Origin of the sequence: Microbacterium capsulatum (assembly GCF_030865425.1) — a bacterium.
In the GTDB taxonomy this organism is placed as follows: domain Bacteria; phylum Actinomycetota; class Actinomycetes; order Actinomycetales; family Microbacteriaceae; genus Microbacterium; species Microbacterium capsulatum.
Genome location: NZ_JAVFCB010000002.1, coordinates 369,150 through 388,130, shown reverse-complemented (window position 1 = coordinate 388,130; position 18,981 = coordinate 369,150). Strand labels below are relative to the sequence as shown.

At 73.0% G+C, this 18,981-nt stretch carries 23 protein-coding genes; all 23 read right to left on the bottom strand.

Annotated elements, in window-relative coordinates:
* Positions 1 to 47: 47 nt before the first annotated feature.
* Positions 48 to 2,111, bottom strand: a complete 2,064-nt coding sequence (locus RBR11_RS04735; protein WP_308488149.1) for a flagellar biosynthesis protein FlhA — start codon at positions 2,109 to 2,111, stop codon at positions 48 to 50.
* 85 nt (positions 2,112 to 2,196) lie between these two features.
* The gene (locus RBR11_RS04730; protein WP_308488148.1) at positions 2,197 to 3,294 is read right to left on the bottom strand and encodes an EscU/YscU/HrcU family type III secretion system export apparatus switch protein; all 1,098 of its coding nucleotides are present in this window, start codon (positions 3,292 to 3,294) and stop codon (positions 2,197 to 2,199) included.
* Positions 3,291 to 4,052 carry a flagellar biosynthetic protein FliR gene (locus RBR11_RS04725; protein WP_308488147.1) on the bottom strand — a complete coding sequence of 254 codons (762 nt, stop codon included), beginning with the start codon at positions 4,050 to 4,052 and terminating at the stop codon, positions 3,291 to 3,293. The genes RBR11_RS04730 and RBR11_RS04725 overlap by 4 nt, the downstream gene beginning before the upstream one ends.
* Complete coding sequence (gene fliQ, locus RBR11_RS04720) at positions 4,052 to 4,327, bottom strand: flagellar biosynthesis protein FliQ (protein WP_308488146.1); 276 nt, start codon at positions 4,325 to 4,327, stop codon at positions 4,052 to 4,054. Before fliQ ends, RBR11_RS04725 begins: the two co-directional genes overlap by 1 nt.
* Positions 4,324 to 5,169, bottom strand: a complete 846-nt coding sequence (fliP, locus tag RBR11_RS04715; RefSeq protein WP_373889764.1) for a flagellar type III secretion system pore protein FliP — start codon at positions 5,167 to 5,169, stop codon at positions 4,324 to 4,326. The genes fliQ and fliP overlap by 4 nt, the downstream gene beginning before the upstream one ends.
* A 150-nt stretch (positions 5,170 to 5,319) precedes the next feature.
* Positions 5,320 to 5,742, bottom strand: a complete 423-nt coding sequence (locus tag RBR11_RS04710; protein ID WP_308488145.1) for a flagellar biosynthetic protein FliO — start codon at positions 5,740 to 5,742, stop codon at positions 5,320 to 5,322.
* 3 nt (positions 5,743 to 5,745) lie between these two features.
* On the bottom strand, positions 5,746 to 6,402 hold the full coding sequence (locus RBR11_RS04705; RefSeq protein WP_308488144.1) for a FliM/FliN family flagellar motor switch protein: 657 nt from the start codon (positions 6,400 to 6,402) through the stop codon (positions 5,746 to 5,748).
* A complete protein-coding gene (locus tag RBR11_RS04700; RefSeq protein WP_308488143.1) occupies positions 6,402 to 7,325 on the bottom strand; it encodes a flagellar motor switch protein FliM in 924 nt (307 codons plus the stop codon). Before RBR11_RS04700 ends, RBR11_RS04705 begins: the two co-directional genes overlap by 1 nt.
* A gap of 63 nt (positions 7,326 to 7,388) precedes the next feature.
* Entirely contained in the window at positions 7,389 to 8,201 is an 813-nt protein-coding gene (locus RBR11_RS04695; protein ID WP_308488142.1) for an OmpA/MotB family protein, read from the bottom strand.
* A complete protein-coding gene (locus RBR11_RS04690) occupies positions 8,198 to 8,983 on the bottom strand; it encodes a motility protein A (protein WP_308488141.1) in 786 nt (261 codons plus the stop codon). The genes RBR11_RS04695 and RBR11_RS04690 overlap by 4 nt, the downstream gene beginning before the upstream one ends.
* 2 nt (positions 8,984 to 8,985) lie before the next feature.
* Positions 8,986 to 9,201 (bottom strand): flagellar FlbD family protein, encoded by a 216-nt coding sequence (locus RBR11_RS04685; protein WP_308488140.1) that lies wholly within the window; start codon positions 9,199 to 9,201, stop codon positions 8,986 to 8,988.
* Positions 9,202 to 9,328: 127 nt separating this feature from the next.
* Positions 9,329 to 10,495 carry a flagellar hook protein FlgE gene (locus RBR11_RS04680; protein WP_308488139.1) on the bottom strand — a complete coding sequence of 389 codons (1,167 nt, stop codon included), beginning with the start codon at positions 10,493 to 10,495 and terminating at the stop codon, positions 9,329 to 9,331.
* Positions 10,496 to 10,522: 27 nt separating this feature from the next.
* Positions 10,523 to 10,975, bottom strand: a complete 453-nt coding sequence (locus tag RBR11_RS04675) for a flagellar hook assembly protein FlgD (RefSeq protein ID WP_308488138.1) — start codon at positions 10,973 to 10,975, stop codon at positions 10,523 to 10,525.
* Between the two features lie 11 nt (positions 10,976 to 10,986).
* Positions 10,987 to 12,246 (bottom strand): flagellar hook-length control protein FliK, encoded by a 1,260-nt coding sequence (locus tag RBR11_RS04670; protein WP_308488137.1) that lies wholly within the window; start codon positions 12,244 to 12,246, stop codon positions 10,987 to 10,989.
* Complete coding sequence (locus RBR11_RS04665; RefSeq protein WP_308488136.1) at positions 12,243 to 12,569, bottom strand: hypothetical protein; 327 nt, start codon at positions 12,567 to 12,569, stop codon at positions 12,243 to 12,245. The genes RBR11_RS04670 and RBR11_RS04665 overlap by 4 nt, the downstream gene beginning before the upstream one ends.
* A complete protein-coding gene (locus tag RBR11_RS04660) occupies positions 12,566 to 12,991 on the bottom strand; it encodes a flagellar FliJ family protein (protein WP_308488135.1) in 426 nt (141 codons plus the stop codon). The genes RBR11_RS04665 and RBR11_RS04660 overlap by 4 nt, the downstream gene beginning before the upstream one ends.
* Positions 12,988 to 14,316, bottom strand: coding sequence for a FliI/YscN family ATPase (locus tag RBR11_RS04655; protein ID WP_308488134.1), 1,329 nt, complete (start codon positions 14,314 to 14,316; stop codon positions 12,988 to 12,990). Before RBR11_RS04655 ends, RBR11_RS04660 begins: the two co-directional genes overlap by 4 nt.
* Positions 14,313 to 14,948, bottom strand: coding sequence for a FliH/SctL family protein (locus RBR11_RS04650; protein WP_308488133.1), 636 nt, complete (start codon positions 14,946 to 14,948; stop codon positions 14,313 to 14,315). Before RBR11_RS04650 ends, RBR11_RS04655 begins: the two co-directional genes overlap by 4 nt.
* An 11-nt stretch (positions 14,949 to 14,959) precedes the next feature.
* Entirely contained in the window at positions 14,960 to 16,153 is a 1,194-nt protein-coding gene (gene fliG / locus RBR11_RS04645; protein ID WP_308488132.1) for a flagellar motor switch protein FliG, read from the bottom strand.
* Complete coding sequence (fliF, locus tag RBR11_RS04640; protein WP_308488131.1) at positions 16,150 to 17,802, bottom strand: flagellar basal-body MS-ring/collar protein FliF; 1,653 nt, start codon at positions 17,800 to 17,802, stop codon at positions 16,150 to 16,152. The genes fliG and fliF overlap by 4 nt, the downstream gene beginning before the upstream one ends.
* 2 nt (positions 17,803 to 17,804) lie before the next feature.
* Entirely contained in the window at positions 17,805 to 18,137 is a 333-nt protein-coding gene (fliE, locus tag RBR11_RS04635; protein WP_308488130.1) for a flagellar hook-basal body complex protein FliE, read from the bottom strand.
* Positions 18,137 to 18,529, bottom strand: a complete 393-nt coding sequence (locus RBR11_RS04630) for a flagellar basal body rod protein FlgC (protein WP_308488129.1) — start codon at positions 18,527 to 18,529, stop codon at positions 18,137 to 18,139. Before RBR11_RS04630 ends, fliE begins: the two co-directional genes overlap by 1 nt.
* Positions 18,526 to 18,873: a flagellar basal body rod protein FlgB gene (locus tag RBR11_RS04625; protein ID WP_308488128.1), complete on the bottom strand. Its 348-nt coding sequence runs from the start codon at positions 18,871 to 18,873 to the stop codon at positions 18,526 to 18,528. The genes RBR11_RS04630 and RBR11_RS04625 overlap by 4 nt, the downstream gene beginning before the upstream one ends.
* Positions 18,874 to 18,981: the final 108 nt, after the last annotated feature.

Below are 18,981 nucleotides of genomic sequence, written 5' to 3'. Positions count from 1 at the left end.
CCGGCCACTCTACCGCCGATCGATTGGTATATGAGCGGATTCGCGGGTCAGTGGGCCGCGGGCAGAGCCGTCGGAGCCAGCCGGACGACGCCGACCACGTCGGTGGCGAAGCCGCCCGCCGCGGCCTCGTCGTACGACAGCACGGGGAGCCCTCGCACCTGCGAGGAGACCAGCCGCCGCACGGAGGGGCGCAGCGAAGGAGCGCAGACGAGCACCGGCTCGGGTCCGACCGGATCGAGTTCGGCCACGGTGCGGCGCACGGCGTCGAGCAGCTGCATGGTCGCCTCGGGAGCGAGCACGATCTGGGACTGGCCGTCGACGACGCGCAGACCCTCGAGCATCTGCTGCTCCAGGAGCGGGTCGAACATCACCACGCGGAGCCGTCCCGCCCGCGCGAACGGCGCTGCGATGGCCGGCCCCAGGGCGGCCCGTGCGGCCTCGATGAGTCCCGAGGTCTCGGCCGAGGCCCGCGCACGCAGGGCGAGCGCCTCGTAGATGCGGCCGAGGTCGTTGATCGGCACGCGCTCGGCCAGCAGCCCCGCCAGGACCTGCTGGATCGCGGCGAGCGGGAGCACCGCGGGGGTCAGCTCCTCGACGACCCCGGGATCGGTCTGCCGGAGATGCTCGGTGAGCCGGCGCACGTCCTCGAGCGAGAGCAGGCGGTGCGCCTGGGCCTGCACGAGGTCGGAGAGGTGAGTGACGATCACGCTGGCGCGGTCGATCACCGTGGCGCCGGCCATGTCCGCCGCGTGCGACATCTCGGCCGGCACCCACTTGCCCTCCAGCCCGAACACCGGGTCGGTGACCGCCGTCCCGGGAAGACGGTCGAGCTCGGCGCCGATCGCGAGCACGCAGCCGCGCGGCACGGTGCCGCGGCCGGCCTCCACGCCGGCGATGAGGATCGCGTACGTCTCGGCGGGCAGCTCGACGTTGTCCCGGGTGCGCACCGGCGGCATCATCAGCCCGATGTCGACCGCGATCTTGCGGCGCAGCGACTTCACCCGTGCGAGCAGATCCCCCTGTCCGCCGGAGGCCAGGTCGACGATGTCCGGCGAGAGGGAGATCTCCAGCGCGTGCACCCGCATCCGGTCCATGAGCTCGTCCGGACCCTCGGCGGCGATGTCCCCGGCCGCCTCGGCCTCGGCCCGCGCCTGGTCGGCCGCGTCGCGCAGCCGGCCGGCGCGGACACGGGACGCGGCGAACAGCAGCACGGATCCGATCGCGAGGAAGGCCGGCAGCGGCATCCCGGGGATCAGCCCCATCCCCATCGCCGCGAACCCGGTGATGAGCAGGGCGTTGCGCGACTGCAGGAGCTGCCGGCCGGCGGCCTGTCCGATCTCCGCCTCCGCGTTCTCGCGGGTGACGATCATGCCGGTCGAGACGGCCATGAGCAGCGCGGGGATCTGCGTGACGAGCCCGTCGCCGATCGTCAGCAGGCTGTACGTCTGCAGCGCGGCGGCGATGTCCATCCCGTGCTGCGCCATGCCGATCACGATGCCGCCGGCGAAGTTGATCACGACGATCACGATCCCCGCGATCGCGTCGCCCTTGACGAACTTGGAGGCGCCGTCCATCGCGCCGTAGAAGTCGGCCTCGGCCGCCACGTCGGCCCGGCGGCGGCGCGCCTCGACGTCGGTGATGAGGCCGGCGTTGAGATCCGCGTCGATCGCCATCTGCTTGCCCGGCATCGCGTCGAGCGTGAACCGGGCGCCGACCTCGGCGACGCGCTCGGCGCCTTTGGTGACCACGACGAACTGGATGACGGTGAGGATGAGGAAGATCACCGCGCCGATCACCAGCGACCCGCTGATGGTGATCTGCCCGAACGCCTGGATCACCTGGCCGGCGTGCGCCTCGCTGAGGATGAGCCGGGTGGACGCGACGTTGAGGCCCAGCCGGAAGAGCGTGGCGACGAGCAGCAGGCTCGGGAACACGGAGAAGTCCAGCGGCTTCTTCACGAACATCGCGGTCAGCAGGATCAGCAGCGCGAAGGTGATGTTCAGGACGATCAGCACGTCCAGCAGCGCGGTGGGGATCGGGACGATGAGCAGGAGGATGATCCCGACCACGCCGACCGGCACGGCGGCCTTCGACAACAGCTGCCCGAACATGTGTCTCGCTCTCGTCGATCTCTGGGGTCTGGGGTCTGGGTGGTGGTCGTGCGGGTCGGGCGGATCGCGTCGGCGTCCGCCGGGGTCACCGGCCGCGGTCGCGCGTGCTCGCGGCGGGCATCGTGTGCAGTCCGCGCGGGGATCCGCGTCGCTTCAGCCGGTCGATGAAGGCGAGCACCTGCGCGACGGCGGTGTAGAGCTCCTCGGGGATCTCCTGCCCGAGGTCGCACGCGGCGTGCAGCGCGCGGGCCAGAGGGACGTCGCGGACCATCGGCACGCCGTTCTCCTCCGCCTTCTCACGGATCTTCCGCGCCACGACGCCGGCGCCCTTGGCCACGACCCGCGGGGCGGACCGGCCCGGCTCGTAGCGCAGCGCCACCGCGACGTGGGTCGGGTTGACCAGGACGACGTCGCTGTCGCCGACCGCCGCGATCATGCGGTTGCGGCTCAGCGCGAGCTGCCGGGAGCGCCGCTGGGAGCGCACGAGCGGATCTCCCTCGCTCGTCCGGTGCTCGTCCTTGGCCTCCTTCCTGGTCATGTGCGTGTGCTGCCGGTTGCGGCGGAGCACGACCGCGATGTCGATGCCCGCCAGCAGGACTCCGACGGCCACGGCGACCTGGAGCAGCGAGACGACGCCGTCCGCGGCCCGGCCGAGCAGCCACCCGATCGTGTGGCTGCCGCTCGCCATGAGCACGGGGACGAGGCCGGACACCACGATCCACAGCGCCGCGCCGATCGCCGCGGTCTTCAGCAGCGCCTTCGCGCCCTCCCAGAGCGCCTGACGACCGAACACCCGCAGCAGTCCCGAGACGATGTCGAACTGCTGCGTGCGCATCGTCAGGCCCCGCAGATGCACCCCGCCCTGCGCGACCGCGGTCGCGACCGTCGCAGCCAGGACCACCAGCAGAAGCGGGAGCAGCATCCCGCCGAGGGAGGCCAGCGCGGATCCCAGGGCGTCCCACGCGGCGGAGATCGTCGGATGCTGGGCGACCCGGGCCACGCGGAGCATCTGCTCGGTGAGGTCAGGGACGGCGGTGGCGAGCAGGACGGGCATCATCAGGGCGGCGGCGGCGATCGCCACCCAGGCCGTGAAGTCCTGGCTCCGCCCGATCCGGCCCTTGCGCCGGGCCTCGCGGAGACGGCGCTCGGTGGCCTTCTCGGTCCGTTCCCCGCTGTCGCTCATCGCGTCACCCCGAGGAGCATCTCGGCGGCGTTCCCCGCGAGCGCGGCGACCACGCCGGGGAGCGCGGCGTACACGAACCCGACGAGCAGCAGGGTGAGGCCGATCTTGATCGGGAAGCCCATCGCGAAGGCGTTGAGCGCCGGGGCCACCCGGGTGATCAGACCGAGGCCGACATCGGCGAGGAACAGCACGATCAGCAGCGGTCCGGCGATCTGCACCGCGCTGAGCATCATCTGGCCGACGGCGCCGACGAGCGCGTCGGCCGGCCGGCTGAGGTCGATCCGCCCGGTGACGGGGACCGCGTCGAAGGAGCGGAACAGGCCGCCGAGCACGAGCTGGTAGCCGTCCGAGGCGAACAGCAGCAGCAGCGCGGTCATCTGGAACAGGCGGGTGAACTGCGCGCCGTTCACGGCCATCCCCGGGTCGAAGGCCTGCGCCATCTGGAAGCCGCCGAACGTGTCGACGAGGTGACCGGCCCCCTGGATCGCGCTGAACAGCGCGAAGACGAGGAAGCCGAGCAGCGCGCCGGTGAGCGCCTGGCCGGCCAGCGCGAGCAGGAACCCGCCGGTGTCCAGCCGCGCGTACCCGGCCGTCACGACGGGCGACACGGCGAGGGCGAGCCCCGCGCCGAGCATCGCCCGGATGCGCATCGGGATCGCGGCATGGCTGAACGGCGGCGCGATCACCAGGAACGCGGTGATCCGCACGCACGCCAGGGCCGTCGCCTCGAGCCACCGGAAGTCGACCGGGATGTTCATCAGCCGCCGCTCAGCAGGGCCGGGATCCGGGCGAACAGGTCGGTCGTGAACGACATCAGCTCCGCGATCATCCAGTGACCGCAGACCACGAGCGCGATGCCGACCGCGACGAGCTTGGGCACGAACGAGATCGTCATCTCCTGCACCTGCGTGATCGACTGCAGCAGCGAGATCGCGAAGCCGACGACGAGCGCGGTGAGCAGCAGCGGCGCGCACAGCTTCGCCCCGACGACGAGCGCCGCCTGCCCGATCTCGACGACCGCATCCGGGTTCATCCGCCACCGCCGTAGGGCGTGCCGCTGTAGGACTGCACGAGCGCGGTGATGACGAGCCCCCAGCCGTCGACGAGCAGGAACAGCAGGATCTTGAACGGCAGCGAGATCATCACCGGCGGCAGCATCATCATGCCCATCGACATGAGCGAGCTGGCGACGACGAGGTCGATGACGAGGAACGGGACGAACACGACGAGCCCGATGAGGAAGGCCGCACGCAGCTCGCTGAGCATGAACGCCGGCACGAGCGTGTACAGCGGGATCTTCGTGGGATCCGCGGGGTTGGGCAGGTGACCCGCGCGGTGCATGAGCGCGATGTCCTCCTCGCGCGTGTAGGCGAGCATCCAGTGCTTCAGCGGGCCCTGGGCGAGGTCGAACGCGTGGCCGAAGTCGATGTGCCCCGCGGTGAACGGGCCGACCGCGACCGCGTTGATGTCGGTCAGCACCGGCCACATGATGAACAGGGTCAGGAACAGGCTGAGCCCGGCGAGCACCTGGTTCGGCGGGATCGAGGGCAGGGACAGGGCGTTCCGGGTGAGCGCGAGGACCACGAAGATCTTCGTGAAACTGGACATCATCAGCAGCAGCGCCGGAGCGACGCTGAGCACGGTGATGCCCAGCAGCGTCATGACGCTGTCGGAGGGGGTCAGGTCGATGCCGTTGATCGACACCCCGCCTCCCGGGCCGGGGGTCGGGGTCGGCGTCGCGGCGTGCGCGCCGACGGCACCGCCCAGCACCAGGACGGCGGCGAGGGCGGCCGTCAGCGCGATCCGCAGTCCGGTGCGACGGCGCCGCGACACGGCCGCGGGGATCGGCGCAGCGCTCGTGACGGGCTCGGGCAAGGAGGCACTCCGGACGTGGGTGACGTGGCCGATCCGTAGCCGCGGGCGAGCGATCCGTGCTCCGACCCGACTATCGCGACAGGGGCGCTCCCCGGTAACCGCGCCTGCCGGCGGATCGGATCAGGTCGCTCCTGCGGGCGGGTCGGCGGATCAGGCCGCGGCCTGCCGGCGGGCGCGCCGCTCGCCGAGCACGCCGGGTTCGGTCGGGGCGTCCGCGACGAGGGCGGCCACCGGCGCCGTCTCGTCGGCGGGCGCCTCGTGGGTGTCCACGACGCTGACCCCCTGCTCCGTGACCCCGAGCACGTAGCGGATCCCGTCGAACTCGGCGACGACCAGCTGCGCCTTGCCGCCCAGCCCCGTCCTCGCGACGACCGTGATCCGTTCCGCCTGCCGCCGCTCCCGCGGCGCGACGGCCGCGGACAGCAGAGCGCCGAGGCGCCTCGGCTTCGGTCCGGTCCGCGGCGCGGCGCCCGCGGCCTGGCCCTTCTGCAGCCGGCGGCTGAGCCAGAGCAGCAGTCCGAGCACCGCGGCGAGGGCGACGATCGCACGCAGCGCGACGATGATCTGATCCACGCTTCAGGCGCTCTCTGCCGTGTCCAGGATGCGCTCGACGCGCACCGCGAAGTCGCCGTCCGCGACGACGACCGTGCCGTGGCCGATCAGGCGGCCGTTCAGCCGGATGTCGGCCGGGGATCCCGCCGCGCGGTCCAGTTCGACGACGCGCCCCGGTTCGAGCCCGAGCACCTCGCGCACCGGCATCCGGGTGCGGCCGATCTCGACCACGAGCTCCATCTCGACGCCGGCGATGCGGTTCATCCGCACCGGCGCTGCGGATCCTCCGAGCCGCTCGCCGTCGATGCGGACGGCGATGCGCGCGTCGACCGTGCCGTCGGCGCCGAGCACGTCGAACACCTGCGTGCCGGGTGCGGTGAACACCTCCGCGGCGCTCACCTCCTCTCCGCGGCCGAGCGCGCCGGCGCCGAGCACGGCGACCGCCGCCTCGAACACCGGGTGCAGACGGTCCGGCAGGGGCTGATCCGCCGAGCCGTCCTCGAGGCGGGACGGGTCGGCGACCTGGATCGCGATCCGCGCGCCGGGTGCGCCCGTGAACGCGATGACGACCGCGTCACCGGCGGCTCCCGGATCCGTGGACGGCGTCGGGACGACCGGGTGCCCGAGCGGCAGCTTGGCGGCGATCGCGGCGGCGATGGCGGTCTCGTGGAACGTGCTCATCAGAGGGTCTCCTCGTCGACGGTGGTGATCGTGCAGGCGAGCCGCGATCCCCGGCTGCCCGCGGTGGCGCGCGCGATGGGCGTCCCGCCGGCGACCAGTTCGAACGGCCTGGTCTCGGGGTGCGCGAAGCGGAGCAGATCCCCCGGGGCCAGCTCGAGCACTTCTCCGGCCGCGATCCTGAGCGGCGCGAGCCGGAGCGCGACATCCAACGGGGTCCCGCGGACCTGCGCCAGGGTCTGCTCCGCGGTGTGCACTGCGGCGAGGTCGTCGCCGGTCTCGGCGAGTCGCGCGACCACGCCGGAGGCGGGGAGCATGACCGTGGCCGTCGTGTCGGCGTCGCCCAGGCGCAGGGTGTACCGGGCCACGATCACGCCCGCGCCGGCCGGCACGACCTGCAGATACTGCGGGTTGTAGTGCACGGCGCTGAAGACCGGCTCGCCGGGGAGCAGCGAGCCGAGGCTCGCGGAGAGGTGCTCCAGGGCGCCCTCCACGAGGTGCCGGATCAGCGCGAGCTCGATGGGCGTGAACGTGCGCGGCTCCGGTGCGGACACGGGCCTGCCGCCCATCATCTGCACCACCCACAGCAGCGCGCTGTCGAGGCCGAACTGCAGGACGCACGTCTCCTCGCGGCCTCCGAGGGGTGCGGCCGCCATCGCCGTCGTGGTCGGGAGCGTCTGCACGTACTCGTCGTAGGAGACGAGTTCGACGCGCTCGAGCGCGAAATGCGCGCGCACCCGGACCTTCGCGGTCAGCTGCGAGGACCACAGTCGCGCGAAGGATTCGAACGCGACCTCGAGCCGGCGGAGGTGCTCACGGCCGAGCTGGGCGGGGCGGCGGAAGTCGTAGGCGGCGTACTCGTCCGCCGGATCCGCACGCACGGCCCCGTCGAGCGCGGATCCGTCGAGCGCGGTGCCTGCGGTCATGGCGGTCTCCTCGGAAGGGGCGGGGTCGGTGCGCGGCGGCGCGAGCGGCTCTGTCATCCGGGCTCAGCTCTTCGGGGCCGCGGCGGCGAGGGCGGGGATGAGTGCGCGCACCTCGTCCTGTTCGCCGGACTCGACCACGATGTCGACCCGGCGGTTCCGGGCGAGGGCCTCGACCGAGTCGCCCTCGGCCAGGGGTCTCGTGTCGGAGAAGCTCGTCGCCCGCACCCGCGCGCCGGCCACGCCCTTCCGCTCGACGAGGAACCGCGCGACCTGCGTCGCCCGTCCGCCGGAGAGCTCCCAGTTCGTGGCGAACGGCGCCGCGGAGAGGCGGTGGTCGGCGTGGCCCTCGATGCTCAGCTCGTTGACGACGCCGCCGAGCACGCCGCCGATCGCGTCGAGCACTCCCTCGGCCTTGGCGGACAGCGCCGTGCTGTTGTCGGCGAAGAACGTCTCGGCGCCGACCAGTCCCACCTTGAGCCCGCGGTCGTCGATGACGAAGTCGACCGTGTTCTCCAGCCCCCGCGCCGCGAGCGCGGCGCGCATCTGCTCCTTGAGCGCCTCGAGCGACTGGTACTCGGCGGCGGCGCGGGCGGTGAGGTCCTGCACGCCGTTCTTGTCGAGCAGGGACGACGGGATAACCAGGCCCTGCGTGGTGTCGCGCCCGCCGGGCTTCACCTCCTGGCCGAATCCGGCGCTCAGGCTGTTCGCGAGCACCTCGAACTTCCCCTTGTCGATGTTCGACACCGCGAAGAGCACGATGAACAGGCACATCAGCACCGTGACCATGTCGGCGTAGGACACCGCCCAGCGTTCGTCCGGCTCGTCGTGCGCGGCCTCCTCGTGACCGCGGCTGCGCGCCCGGCGGGCGGTGCTCACCGGTCCGCCTCCGCGGTCCTGCCGGCCTTCCGCCGCGGCTTGACGCTGACGAGGGCCTCGAGCCGCTCCTGGACGAGCCGCGGCGCCCCCCCGGCCTGGATCGCGGAGATGCCCTCGGCGACGAGCATCATCCGCTCCCCCTCGACCGCGGCGATCCGGTTCAGCCGGCCGGCGATCGGGTTCCAGAGGAAGTTAGCCGAGAGCAGGCCCCACAGCGTCGCCACGAACGCGGACGCGATCAGCGGGCCCAGGGTGTCCGGCTTGTCGAGCTTCTCCAGCACGTGGGTGAGCGAGACGACGGTGCCGACGATGCCGATCGTCGGGGCGTAGCCGCCGAGCGTGGAGAAGAACTTCGCGGCGACGCGGCCGCGGGTCGCGACCGCCGACATCTCGTCGTCCATCACGGTGCGCAGGTCCTCGGCGTCGGTGCCGTCGGCCAGCGCCTGCAGCGCCTGGCGCGTGTACGGGTCGGGCGCGCCGTCCAGCTCCTGCTCGAGGGAGAGCAGTCCGTCCGAGCGCGCCTTCTCGGCGTACCCGACGAGCACCGGGATGACCGCCCCCGGCGTCGTCTTCGGCCCGCGGATCATCCGTCCCAGCGAGGTCACCGCCAGGATCGTGTCGCGCATCGTGTGACTGGCGATCCCGACGCCGATGGTCGCGCCGAGCACCAGGACCATGGGTCCGGGAAGGATCAGCGCGGTGATGCTCGCGCCCTCGATCGAGATCGTCGCGAACAGCCCGCCGAAGGCGAGGATCACGCCGATGAGGAATGCGGGATCCACGCTCACCCCTCCGCGCGTACGCCGAGGACGGCTGCGGCGGCCAGCACCCGCGCCCGGTAGGCCACGATGAGGGCGATGACGTCGTCGAGCCGCTCCTCGATCACGTAGACCCGCCCGTCGATCATGTGCAGCGTGGTGTCCGGGGACGCGTGGATGCGCTCGATCAGGTCCGGGTTGACCGCGAAACGCGTGCGGTCGAGTCGGGTGACGGTGATCATCGGGCGGTCTCCGGGCTGTACGGGAAGGGTCGGGTGGGGAGGGCTCTGCACCGACTATCGCGACGCGGCCCGCCCCGGGTAACCGGGACGGACCGCGGAACGATCACGGCGCGGGAGCGCGGGATCCTCAGCGCTTGAGCTGCGTGAGCTCCTGCAGGACCTCGTCGCTCGTGGTGATCACGCGCGCGTTGGCCTGGAAGCCGCGCTGCGCGACGATGAGGTTCGTGAACTCCTGGGAGAGGTCCACGTTGCTCATCTCCAGCGCGCCGGACACGAGTCCGCCGAATCCGGCCTGCCCGGCCTCGCCGATCTGGGCGACGCCCGAGTTGACGGTGGTGCGGAAGGTGCTGCCGCCCGCCTTCTCCAGCCCCCCGGGGTTGGCGAACGTCGCCATCGAGATCTTCGCCAGCGTCTGGGTCCTGCCGTTGCTGAAGGTGCCGACGACCGATCCGTCGCTGGTGATCGTGTAGGTCTTCAGCGACCCGGCGGCCGAGCCGTCCTGGCCGGTGACGGCCACGGAGGTCATGTTCGCGTAGCCGGTCACGGCGCCGAGGTCGACGCTCACCGCGCCGGCGGTCAGCACGAGGCCGGGCGCGGTCTGCGCGCCGTTCACGAAGGCCAGCGCGCCGGTCGCGCCGCTGGCGGGCTCGACGACGTCCCATCCGGTCGCCGTCCGGGTGAAGGTCAGGCTCAGCGTCGAGGGCGCGCCCTGCGCGTCGTAGACGGTGACGTCGCGGATCAGCTGGTCGCCCACGGCCGCGGTGGACGGCAGGTTCCCGGTGACGGCCGCCTTCGTGGTGGCGCGCGCCGGCGAGACCGCGTCCTGCGGCACGATGATGGTGCCCGGGGTCTGCCCGGTGTTCACGACGCCGTTCTGAGCGGACCAGCCCTGCACGAACGCCCCGTCGGCGGTGACCATCTTCCCGGTCGCGTCGAAGGAGAAGCCCCCGGCCCGGGTGTACAGCGCCTCGCCGCCCGAGCGCACCGTGAAGAACCCCTCGCCCGAGATCATCAGGTCGCCGCCGCGCCCGGTGAACTGGGCGGATCCCTGCGCGAACGCGGTGCGGATCGCGGCGACCTGCACACCGAGACCGACCTGCGCGGGGTTGCGTCCGCCGACCTGGTCGGACGGGATGCCCGGGTTGCCGATGAGCTGCGAGAGGGAGTCCTCGAAGAGCACGGAGGACGCCTTGAAGCCGACCGTGTTCACGTTGGCGATGTTGTTGCCGGTCGCGTCGAGCATCGTCTGGTGCGAGCGGAGACCGGAGATGCCGGAGTAGAGCGAGCGGAGCATGGGGTTCTCTCTTCCTGTGGGGAGCGGTCAGCCGGCGACGGTGCCGGTCGGGTCGGTGGTCGTGCGCGTGGTGATGCCGGTGATCGCGTCGAGCGGCACGGTCCTGCCGCCGATCGTCACTTGCGGGACGGGTCCGTCGAACGAGACCTTCGTGACGAGGGCGCTGACCGTCTTCCCCGATGCGTCGACGTAGTCCGCCTGCTGCCCCACGAGGGCGGTCGCGGCCTGGCGCATGTTCAGCGCGAAGGCCTCCTTGCCGTTGGAAGCCAGGGACGTGAGCTGCTCCATCATCGCGAGCTGGGTCGTCTGCGAGATCATCGCGTTGGTGTCCATCGGGCTCGACGGATCCTGGTTGGTCAGCTGGGTGACGAGCAGCTTGAGGAACACCTGCCCGTCCAGGGCCTGCGTGCGCGGTGCCGGGGTGGACGTCGTCCCGGCGGCGCGCACCGGGCTCGTCACGCTCACGGGTTCGATGGGCATGGTCGTGCTCCTCAGGCGAAGACGTCGAGTCCCGCGCCGGACACGGCGGGGACGGCGGTGGAGGGGAACGGTCGGACGGCGTCGGCCGCGGTGGGCTGCGCGCTCGCGTCGTCGCGGCCGGCCGGTTCCGGGGCAGGCCGTCGGCCGTTCCCGTCGGCGAAGGCGAGCGGCGTCTGCCGGCCGGTGTCCTGTCCGGACCCGCCCGCGCCGAGGCTGAGGCTCGCGTGCGGCATCACGGATGCGAGGTCGCGGCGCAGCTCGGAGACGATCGTGCGGAGCGCGTCGCGGCCCGCATCCGAGGTGCCGTACAGCTCGACGCGCACGTCGCCGTCCCGGCCGATGTGCGCCCGGACGGTCACGGGGCCGAGCGTGTCGGGGTGCACGGTGAGCGTGAGCTGGTGGCTGCCCCACGGGCGCTGCACGATGTTCAGGACCACCGGGGAGATCTGGGCGGCGACCGGGTGCGGGCCGTCGGGGGCGATCGGGGCCTCCGCCGCGACGGCGGTCGTGCTCGGCGCCGCGACGACCGCGACCGTGAGGCGGACGTCTGTCGTCGCGCCGGACCCGGCCGCGTCGGGCCGCTCCGTGGCCGCGGCCGATGCGGATGTCGGCGGCCCCGCGACGGCGGGCCCGGACGCCGTCGGGGCTGCGGCGGGCGTCCCGATCGGGACGCCCGCGGTCTCGGCGGGCGCCGAGACGGCGCCGGCCTGCGCAAGTGCGACGGGCGGGGTGCGGACCGGCGGCGCGCCGGGCGCAGGGGTCGTGACGGGTGAAGGCCCGCCGAGGACCGCGGCGGCCGGCCCGGTGACGCCGGTCTCCTCCGCGATGGCGGGACCGGCATCCGGAACCGCGATCGGCGTCGCGATGACCGTCGCCGGGGCGATCGTCATCGGGGCGGACGGCACGACCGCCGGCACCGGATCCGCGTCGCTCCGCGTCCGGGCCGCGTGCTCGTCCGCCGAGGTCGGGTCCGTCGCCGCGCCGGACGCAGGCGATGGCACCGGATCGACGAGCATCGTCGGCGGCACCGGGATCGGCGTCGCGGCATCGGCGGCGGAGGTGCTCTGCCCCGAAGACGGCACGCCCGCGCCCTTCCCCCCGGTCCTCCCGGCCGCCGGCCCGGGATCCGCCGGCGCGATCGCGGCGTCCAGCGCCGTTCCCGCGTGCGAGAACGCCGTGGTGAACGGCGATCCGGCGCCGTCGGACCTGCGGTTCCCGCTCGTCGTGGGGGGTGCGCCGGCGATCGCCGGGAGCAGCGTGACGGCCGTCATCCGAGCAGTCCTCCGAGGCCCGGCAGCGCGGTGGATCCGCTGCTCGCGGTCTTCGCCGAGAACAGGGTCTGCAGCGCCTTCGCCACATCGGCCTCGGCGGTGGCGGAGGTGCTCGTCGTCGAGCCGGCGGCCGTGCCCTGCATGCCGCCCGCGGTCGTCGCCGCCTTCGCGGCGTCGAGGACGTTCGCGAACTGCGCGGCCGTCGCGGTGCCCGTGCCTGCGGTCTTCGCCGGGGTCGGCGCGGCGTGCGCGGCCGGGGCGAGAGACGAGATCCGGCTCTGGATGTCGCCCACGCGGGCGATCACCGCGGTCAGGTCGCTCATGCGGCGCTCCCCTCGGCGCGGGCGGCGCGCAGGCCCGCGACCTCGTCGAGCGCGCGCTGCTCCGCGTCGAGCTCGGCCTTGGCGGCCGACGTCGTGTACGCGGCCTCCATCCGCTCCAGGCCCTTCAGATCGCGCCGCGCCTCGACGTGCGCGGCGCGCGCCGTCTCCTCTTCGCCCCGCAGCAGCTCGGTCAGGGTCTGCAGGTCGCCGAGCATGCTCCGCCCTGCCGCCCTGGCCGCGGCGATCGCCATCAGCGCGGCTCCGTCGCCGGCCTCGGCGCCGATCCCGGTCAGCCCGTCCGCGACGCTCCGCTCCGCCGCCTCCGCCCGGGCGACGTCCGCCGACGCCTGGGAGAGCTGTTCCGCGGCGGCGCGTTCCTGAGCGCTGCGCACGCGCAGGAGCCCTGCCAGTGAGAAGGTCATGATGTCCGTCCTCCGAAGTCGGTGGTAAGAGCAGCGAGGCGCTGCCAGGACTCCGCCGTCGGGGCGGGGTCCTCGAGGCGCTGGGTCAGGAAGTCCTCGATCGCCTGCTCGTGGGCGAGCGCCGTGTCGACGAGGGGGTTCGCCCCCGCCCGGTAGGCGCCGATGTCGATCAGGTCGTTCGCGGATCGCCGCGCGGCGAGCACGCTGCGCAGGGTCACCGCGTCCTGCCGCTGGGCGGGGGTGGTGATCTTCGGCGCGACGCGGGAGACGGATCCGAGCACGTCGACGGCCGGGAAGCGGCCGCGCACGGCCAGCGCGCGGTCCAGCACGACGTGCCCGTCGAGGATCCCCCGTGCGGCGTCCGCGATCGGCTCGTTGTGGTCGTCGCCGTCCACGAGCACGGTGTAGAGGCCCGTGATCGATCCGGCGGGGCCGGTGCCGGCCCTCTCCAGCAGGCGCGCGAGCACCGAGAACGTGGACGGCGGGTAGCCCCGCGTCGCCGGCGGCTCCCCCGCCGACAGTCCGATCTCGCGCTGGGCCATCGCGACCCGGGTCAGCGAGTCCATCATCAGCACGACGTCCTGTCCGCTCGCGCGGAACTGCTCGGCGATGCGGGTCGCGACGAACGCCGAACGCAGACGCGCCATCGCGGGCTGATCGGAGGTGGCGACGACCACGACGGAGCGGGCGAGGCCCGCCTCCCCCAGGTCGTCCTCGAGGAACTCGCGCACCTCGCGGCCGCGCTCGCCGACCAGCGCGATCACGCTGACGTCGGCGGTCGATCCGCGCGCGATCATCGACAGGAGCGAGGACTTGCCGACCCCGGATCCGGCGAACAGGCCCAGGCGCTGTCCCACACCGACCGGGGTCATCGTGTCGAGCACCCGGACGCCGAGTCCGAGCTGACGCTCGATGCGGCGGCGGTCCAGGACCCCGGGGGCGTCGTTGCGCAGCGGGACGTGCACGGCGTCCGCCCCGATCGGCCCCTTGCCGTCGATCGGCCGCCCGAGGCCGTCCAGCACGCGCCCGAGCAGCGCCGCGCCCGTGGGGACGAGCAGCGGCGCCCCGGCGTGGCGCACCCGCGCACGGGCGACGATCCCGTCGGTCGGCCCGAGCGGCATGCACCGGGCGGACGCACCGTCGACGGCGACGACCTCCGCGTCGACCGACCGTCCCCCCGCCGCGTCGATCCGCACGCGATCCCCGACGGCGGCCTCGAGCCCGAGCACATCCACACCGAGCCCGAGCACGGCCTTCACCGTGCCGGAGCGCTCCGGGCGCGCCGCGTCGATGGCCCGCCCCCAGGATGCCGAGCCCCCGCTCATCGGGTCGCCTCCTCGCCGTCGGCGCCCTGCAGTGCCGCGGCCGCGCGGGCCAGCGCGGCGTCGATCCGCAGGTCGACCGCCCCGTTCTCGACCTCGACGACGGCCCCGCCGGCATCGATCGTCGACGAGGTCCCGATCTCGATGCCCCGGAGCAGCTCGGCGGTGCGCGGGTCGGCCTGCAGCGTCTGCGCGTCGCCCTCGCTGAACACGATCCGATGCCATGCGCGGTCGGGCGCCTGTTCAAGGGCGCGGCGCAGCGCGTGCGCCGCGGACCGTGCGGGATCCGAGAGCTCGGCCGCGAGGATCGTGCCGGCGAGATGCAGGGCGAGCCGCTCGATCCGGTCGGCGGACAGCGCCGCCACCCCGGCGGTGCGCGCCGCGAGCGCATCTTCGGCGGCGTGCAGGGCCTCGAGCGCGGACGACAGGATCCGACGGTGCTCCTCCTCGCGCAGCCGCTCCCGCTCCCGCTCGGCGGCGCGCTCCCGCTCGGCCTCTTCGCGCGCGGCGCCGCGACCCTCCGCGTACCCCTCGGCGAAGCCACGGGTACGGGCACGGTCGGCCTCGGCGCGGAGGTCGACGGGGCCCTCGCCCACGCGGGGCACCACGAGCGGGGTGAAGGAGGTCTCGGACACGGTGGGCATCCTCACTCGATGATCTCGTCGTCCTCGCGAGAGATCGTGATCTCCTCGGCCGCCTCCAGCTCGCGGATGACCCGGACGACCTCGGAACGGGCCTCATCGACCTGGCGCACCCGCACCGGTCCGAGCACGCGCGCCTCCTCGGCGAGGTTCTCCCGGTTGCGCTCGGTCATGTTGCGGCCGATCACCTCGGCGATCTGCTCGTCGGCACCCTTCAGCGCGAGGGCGAGCACGCGCAGATCCAGGCCGCGCAGCACCCGCTGAGCATCGCGGTCCTCGAGCCGGGCGATGTCGGCGAACGTCACCATGCGGCTGCGGATGTCCTCGGCCAGCGCCTGGTCACGCCCCTCCAGGCTCGCGAGCAGCGACTTCTCCAGGGCCGTGTCGGAACGGTTGATGATCTCGACGAGGGGCTGCACGCCGCCGATCGCCTCGTGCGCGTCGCGCATCGCGAACACCCCGGTGCGCGAGCGCAGCGAGTCCGCGACGATCGAGATCGCCTCCTGCGTCGCGGTGCCCATGGTGGCGATCGCCTGCGCGACGTCGGTGCGAAGAGGATCCTGCAGCGCGGCCAGCACGGCCGCGGCCCGGTCGGCGCGCAGGTTCGCCAGGACGACCGCGATGGTCGTGGGCAGCTCGCCCTCGAGGATCGTTGCCAGCTGCGCCGGATCCGCGGCGTTGAGGAAGTCGAACGAGACCGATCCCTGCGACATGACCCGGCCGACCATGCCGACGGCCTTCTCCCGCCCGAAGGCGTTCTCGAGCAGTCCCGCCGCGAGCTCCTGCCCGCCGCGGGATGGCACGGTCGCGCCGGACGCGATCCGGCGGAAGTCGCCGAGCGCACGGGCCGTCGCCGCCGCGTCCACCCCGCCGAGCTGGGTCAGCTCCGCGGCCAGCAGTTCCGCCCTGGCCTCGCCGAGGTGCCGGAGCACCTCGGCGCTGGCGGCACGGTCCATGTTCAGCAGCACGATGGCCGCCTTGCGCAGGCCGCTCATCGGCGGGCCCGACAGGGCCGGGACGACCGCCGCGGCCGATGACGTGGCCGGAGCCGTCGTGGCCGGAGCCGTCGTGGCCGACGCGGTCGCCGGAGCCGTCGTGGTCGAGGCGGTCGCCGGAGCCGTCGTGGTCGAGGCGGTCGCCGGGATCGGCGCGGTGGGCGTCTCGGCGGCCTCGGGCTGCGGGGTCAGGATCAGGCTCATGCGTGCGCCTCGTCCATCAGGCTGGCGAGCGCGGTCGCCGCGGCTTCGGGATCCGTCTTCACGATGTCGTCGATCTCCCGGCGCCGGCGCTCGACGACGATCTGGCTGGCCTCCGGCTCCTCGTCGAGCTCCAGGACCGCGGTCGGCAGCTCCAGCGGGTGCACCGGGGCGGGCAGCGCCATCGGGCTGCCCAGCGACCGCAGCGCGCGGAGCTTCTGCTCCTCCGACTCCGTCATCGCGTCGAGGAGGCCGATCGGGCCCGAGTCGTCGAGTGCGAGGCGCCGGCGGCGCGCGCGGATCACGAGGAACACGACGAGGATGATCGCGGCGAGCACGATCGCACCGCCGATGATCGCGGTGCGCAGCAGGTCGGCCTGGCGCTGCGCCGCCTTCTCGTTCTCCGCCTGCGTCAGCGCCGCGGTCGCGCCGGCCGCGGCCGCGGTGCTGAACGGCACGAACTCGACGGTGACGGTGTCGCCGCGCCGGGTGTCGATGCCCGCGGCCGTGGCGACGAGGGCCTGCACCTGCTGGGCCGTCACGCCCTTGACGACTCCCTGGTTCAGGGCGATGCTGACCGTCTGCCGCGTCACCTCGCCGGCCGGGGTCACCGTCTTCTGCGTCGACTTGTTGATCGCGTTGTCCTTCGTGGACTCCTCCGACTTGTACGCGCCGTTGCCGTCCGCTCCGCTCGGCACGGCGATGTTATCGGGGCCGAGCACGCCGGTCCCTGTGCCCTTCGCGCCGGTGTAGCTCTCGGTCTTCGTCTTCTCGGACGAGCTCAGTGGCCCGCCCGTCGGGGCCGGCGTCGGCGCGGTGTACGTCTCGTCCATCCGCTCCGAGGTGGAGTTGGCGACGTCCGCGGCGACGGTGACGGTCGCATTGCCGGCGCCGACGATGGTCTCCAGCATCCGGCCCACGGCGGACGCGACCTTGGTCTCGTACTCGGTGGCCTGCTTCGAGGATCCGCCGACGAGCCCCGCACCGACGGCCCACAGCACGGTCCCGTTCTGGTCGGTGACGGCGACGTCCTGCGGCCGCATCCCGGGGATCGCGGCGCTGGTCAGGTGCACGATCGCCTGGACCTGGTTGTCGCCGAGGGTCGCCCCGTTCTTCGTCTTCACGAACACGGACGCCGTCGGGTTCTGCTTCTCCGAGACGAAGACGCTGTCCTTCGGGATCGCGAGCTGCACGGTCGCGGTGGTGATCCCGTTCATCGCGCCGATCGTGTTGGCGAGCTCGCCCTCGATCGCGCGCTTGTACGTCACGGACTGCTGGAACTCGCTGGCCGTCACACCCATCTTGTCGAGCAGGGTGTATCCCTTGCTCGTGTCGCTCGGGAGCCCGGCGGCCGCCGCGGCGAGGCGCTGCGGGTAGACCTTGTCGTCCGGGACGAGGATCGTGGCGCCGCCGTCCGTCAGCTCGTAGCCGACTCCGGCCGACTTGAGCTGCTCGACGACGGCCGACGCGTCGCTCGCGCTCAGCCCGGTGAACAGCGGACTCATCTGCGGTCGTGCCAGCCAGCTGCCGAGCGCGACGGCCCCCATGACGAGCAGCGCCAGGCCGATCACCGCGATGGTGCGCTGGGCGAGGGTGAACCCGGAGATGACCCGCCGGGCGCGGTCCAGGGAGCGGACGAGCAAGGTCGGCATGGTTAGGCCTGCATCCGCATGATGTCGTTGAACGCGGCGACGCTGCGGTCGCGCACGGCGACGACGAGGTCGAGGGTCACGGAGGCGCGGGCGGCCGCGATCGTGGCCTGGTGGATGTCGTCGAGGTTCCCGGTGACGGCGCGCACGGCGAGCTCGTTGGAGGTGGACTGCAGCTGCTGCAGGCCGTCGACGGCGCTCGTGAGGGTCGTCGCGAACGAGCCGGCGGTGCCGGAGCCCGCCGCGGCGCCGGGGACGGCGGGCGGCGGCGTGTTCTCGAAGCTCAGCGCGGAGAGCGGGCTGACACCCGGCGTGATGGCGGCGACGGGGGTCGACATCAGTTGCGTCCGATCTGCAGCGCGGACTCGTACGCGGTCTTCGCGCGGTCGACGACGGCGGCGTTGGCCTGGTATCCGCGCTGAGCCAGGATCAGCATGCTCATCTGGTCGCCGAGGTCGACGTTCGGATACTGCACGTACCCCTTCTCGTCCGCGTACGGGTGGCTCGGGTCGTAGACGAGTCGCCCTTCGGCCCGGGATTCGACGACGCCGTTCACGTAGACGCCGGGGCTGTCCGCGCCCTCCGACACGACGAGGAGCTTCTCCCGGAACGCCCCCTGCCCCGGCGGGGTCGCGGTGTTCACGTTGGCGATGTTGTCGCTGAGGGCGTCCAGCCATTTCCGATGCACATTCAGCCCGGTCCCGGCGATCCCGATCGCATCGAAGGTCATGCCGACGCCTGCCCGATGGCCCGGGAGACCGAGGCCGACTGCGCGTTCATCGCCTGCGTGGCGAACTGGTACCGCAGGACCGTGTCGATGTTGGACAGCGTCTCGGTGTCCAGGTTCACGTTGTTCCCGTTCAGACGGGTGGGCTCGAGCGAGCGCTCCACGGTCGCCGGCGCAGCGCCGGACCCGTCGGCGACGGCAGCGCGGAGCTCGTCCTCGAACGCGACGCGCTTGGCGTGGTAGCCGGGGGTGTTGATGTTCGCGACGTTCTCGGCGATCGAGCGCTGTCGCAGGGACAGGCCGTCGAGCGCGCTGGACAGCGCTGTGGCGGTGACGGATTCGAGCACGGCGACACTCCGGACGTGAGGGGCGTGGCCGATCCGTGGCCAGTCGTCGAGCGATCCGTGCTCGCAGCCGACTATCGCGACAGCCTCAGGCCGGCGTAACCGACCCGC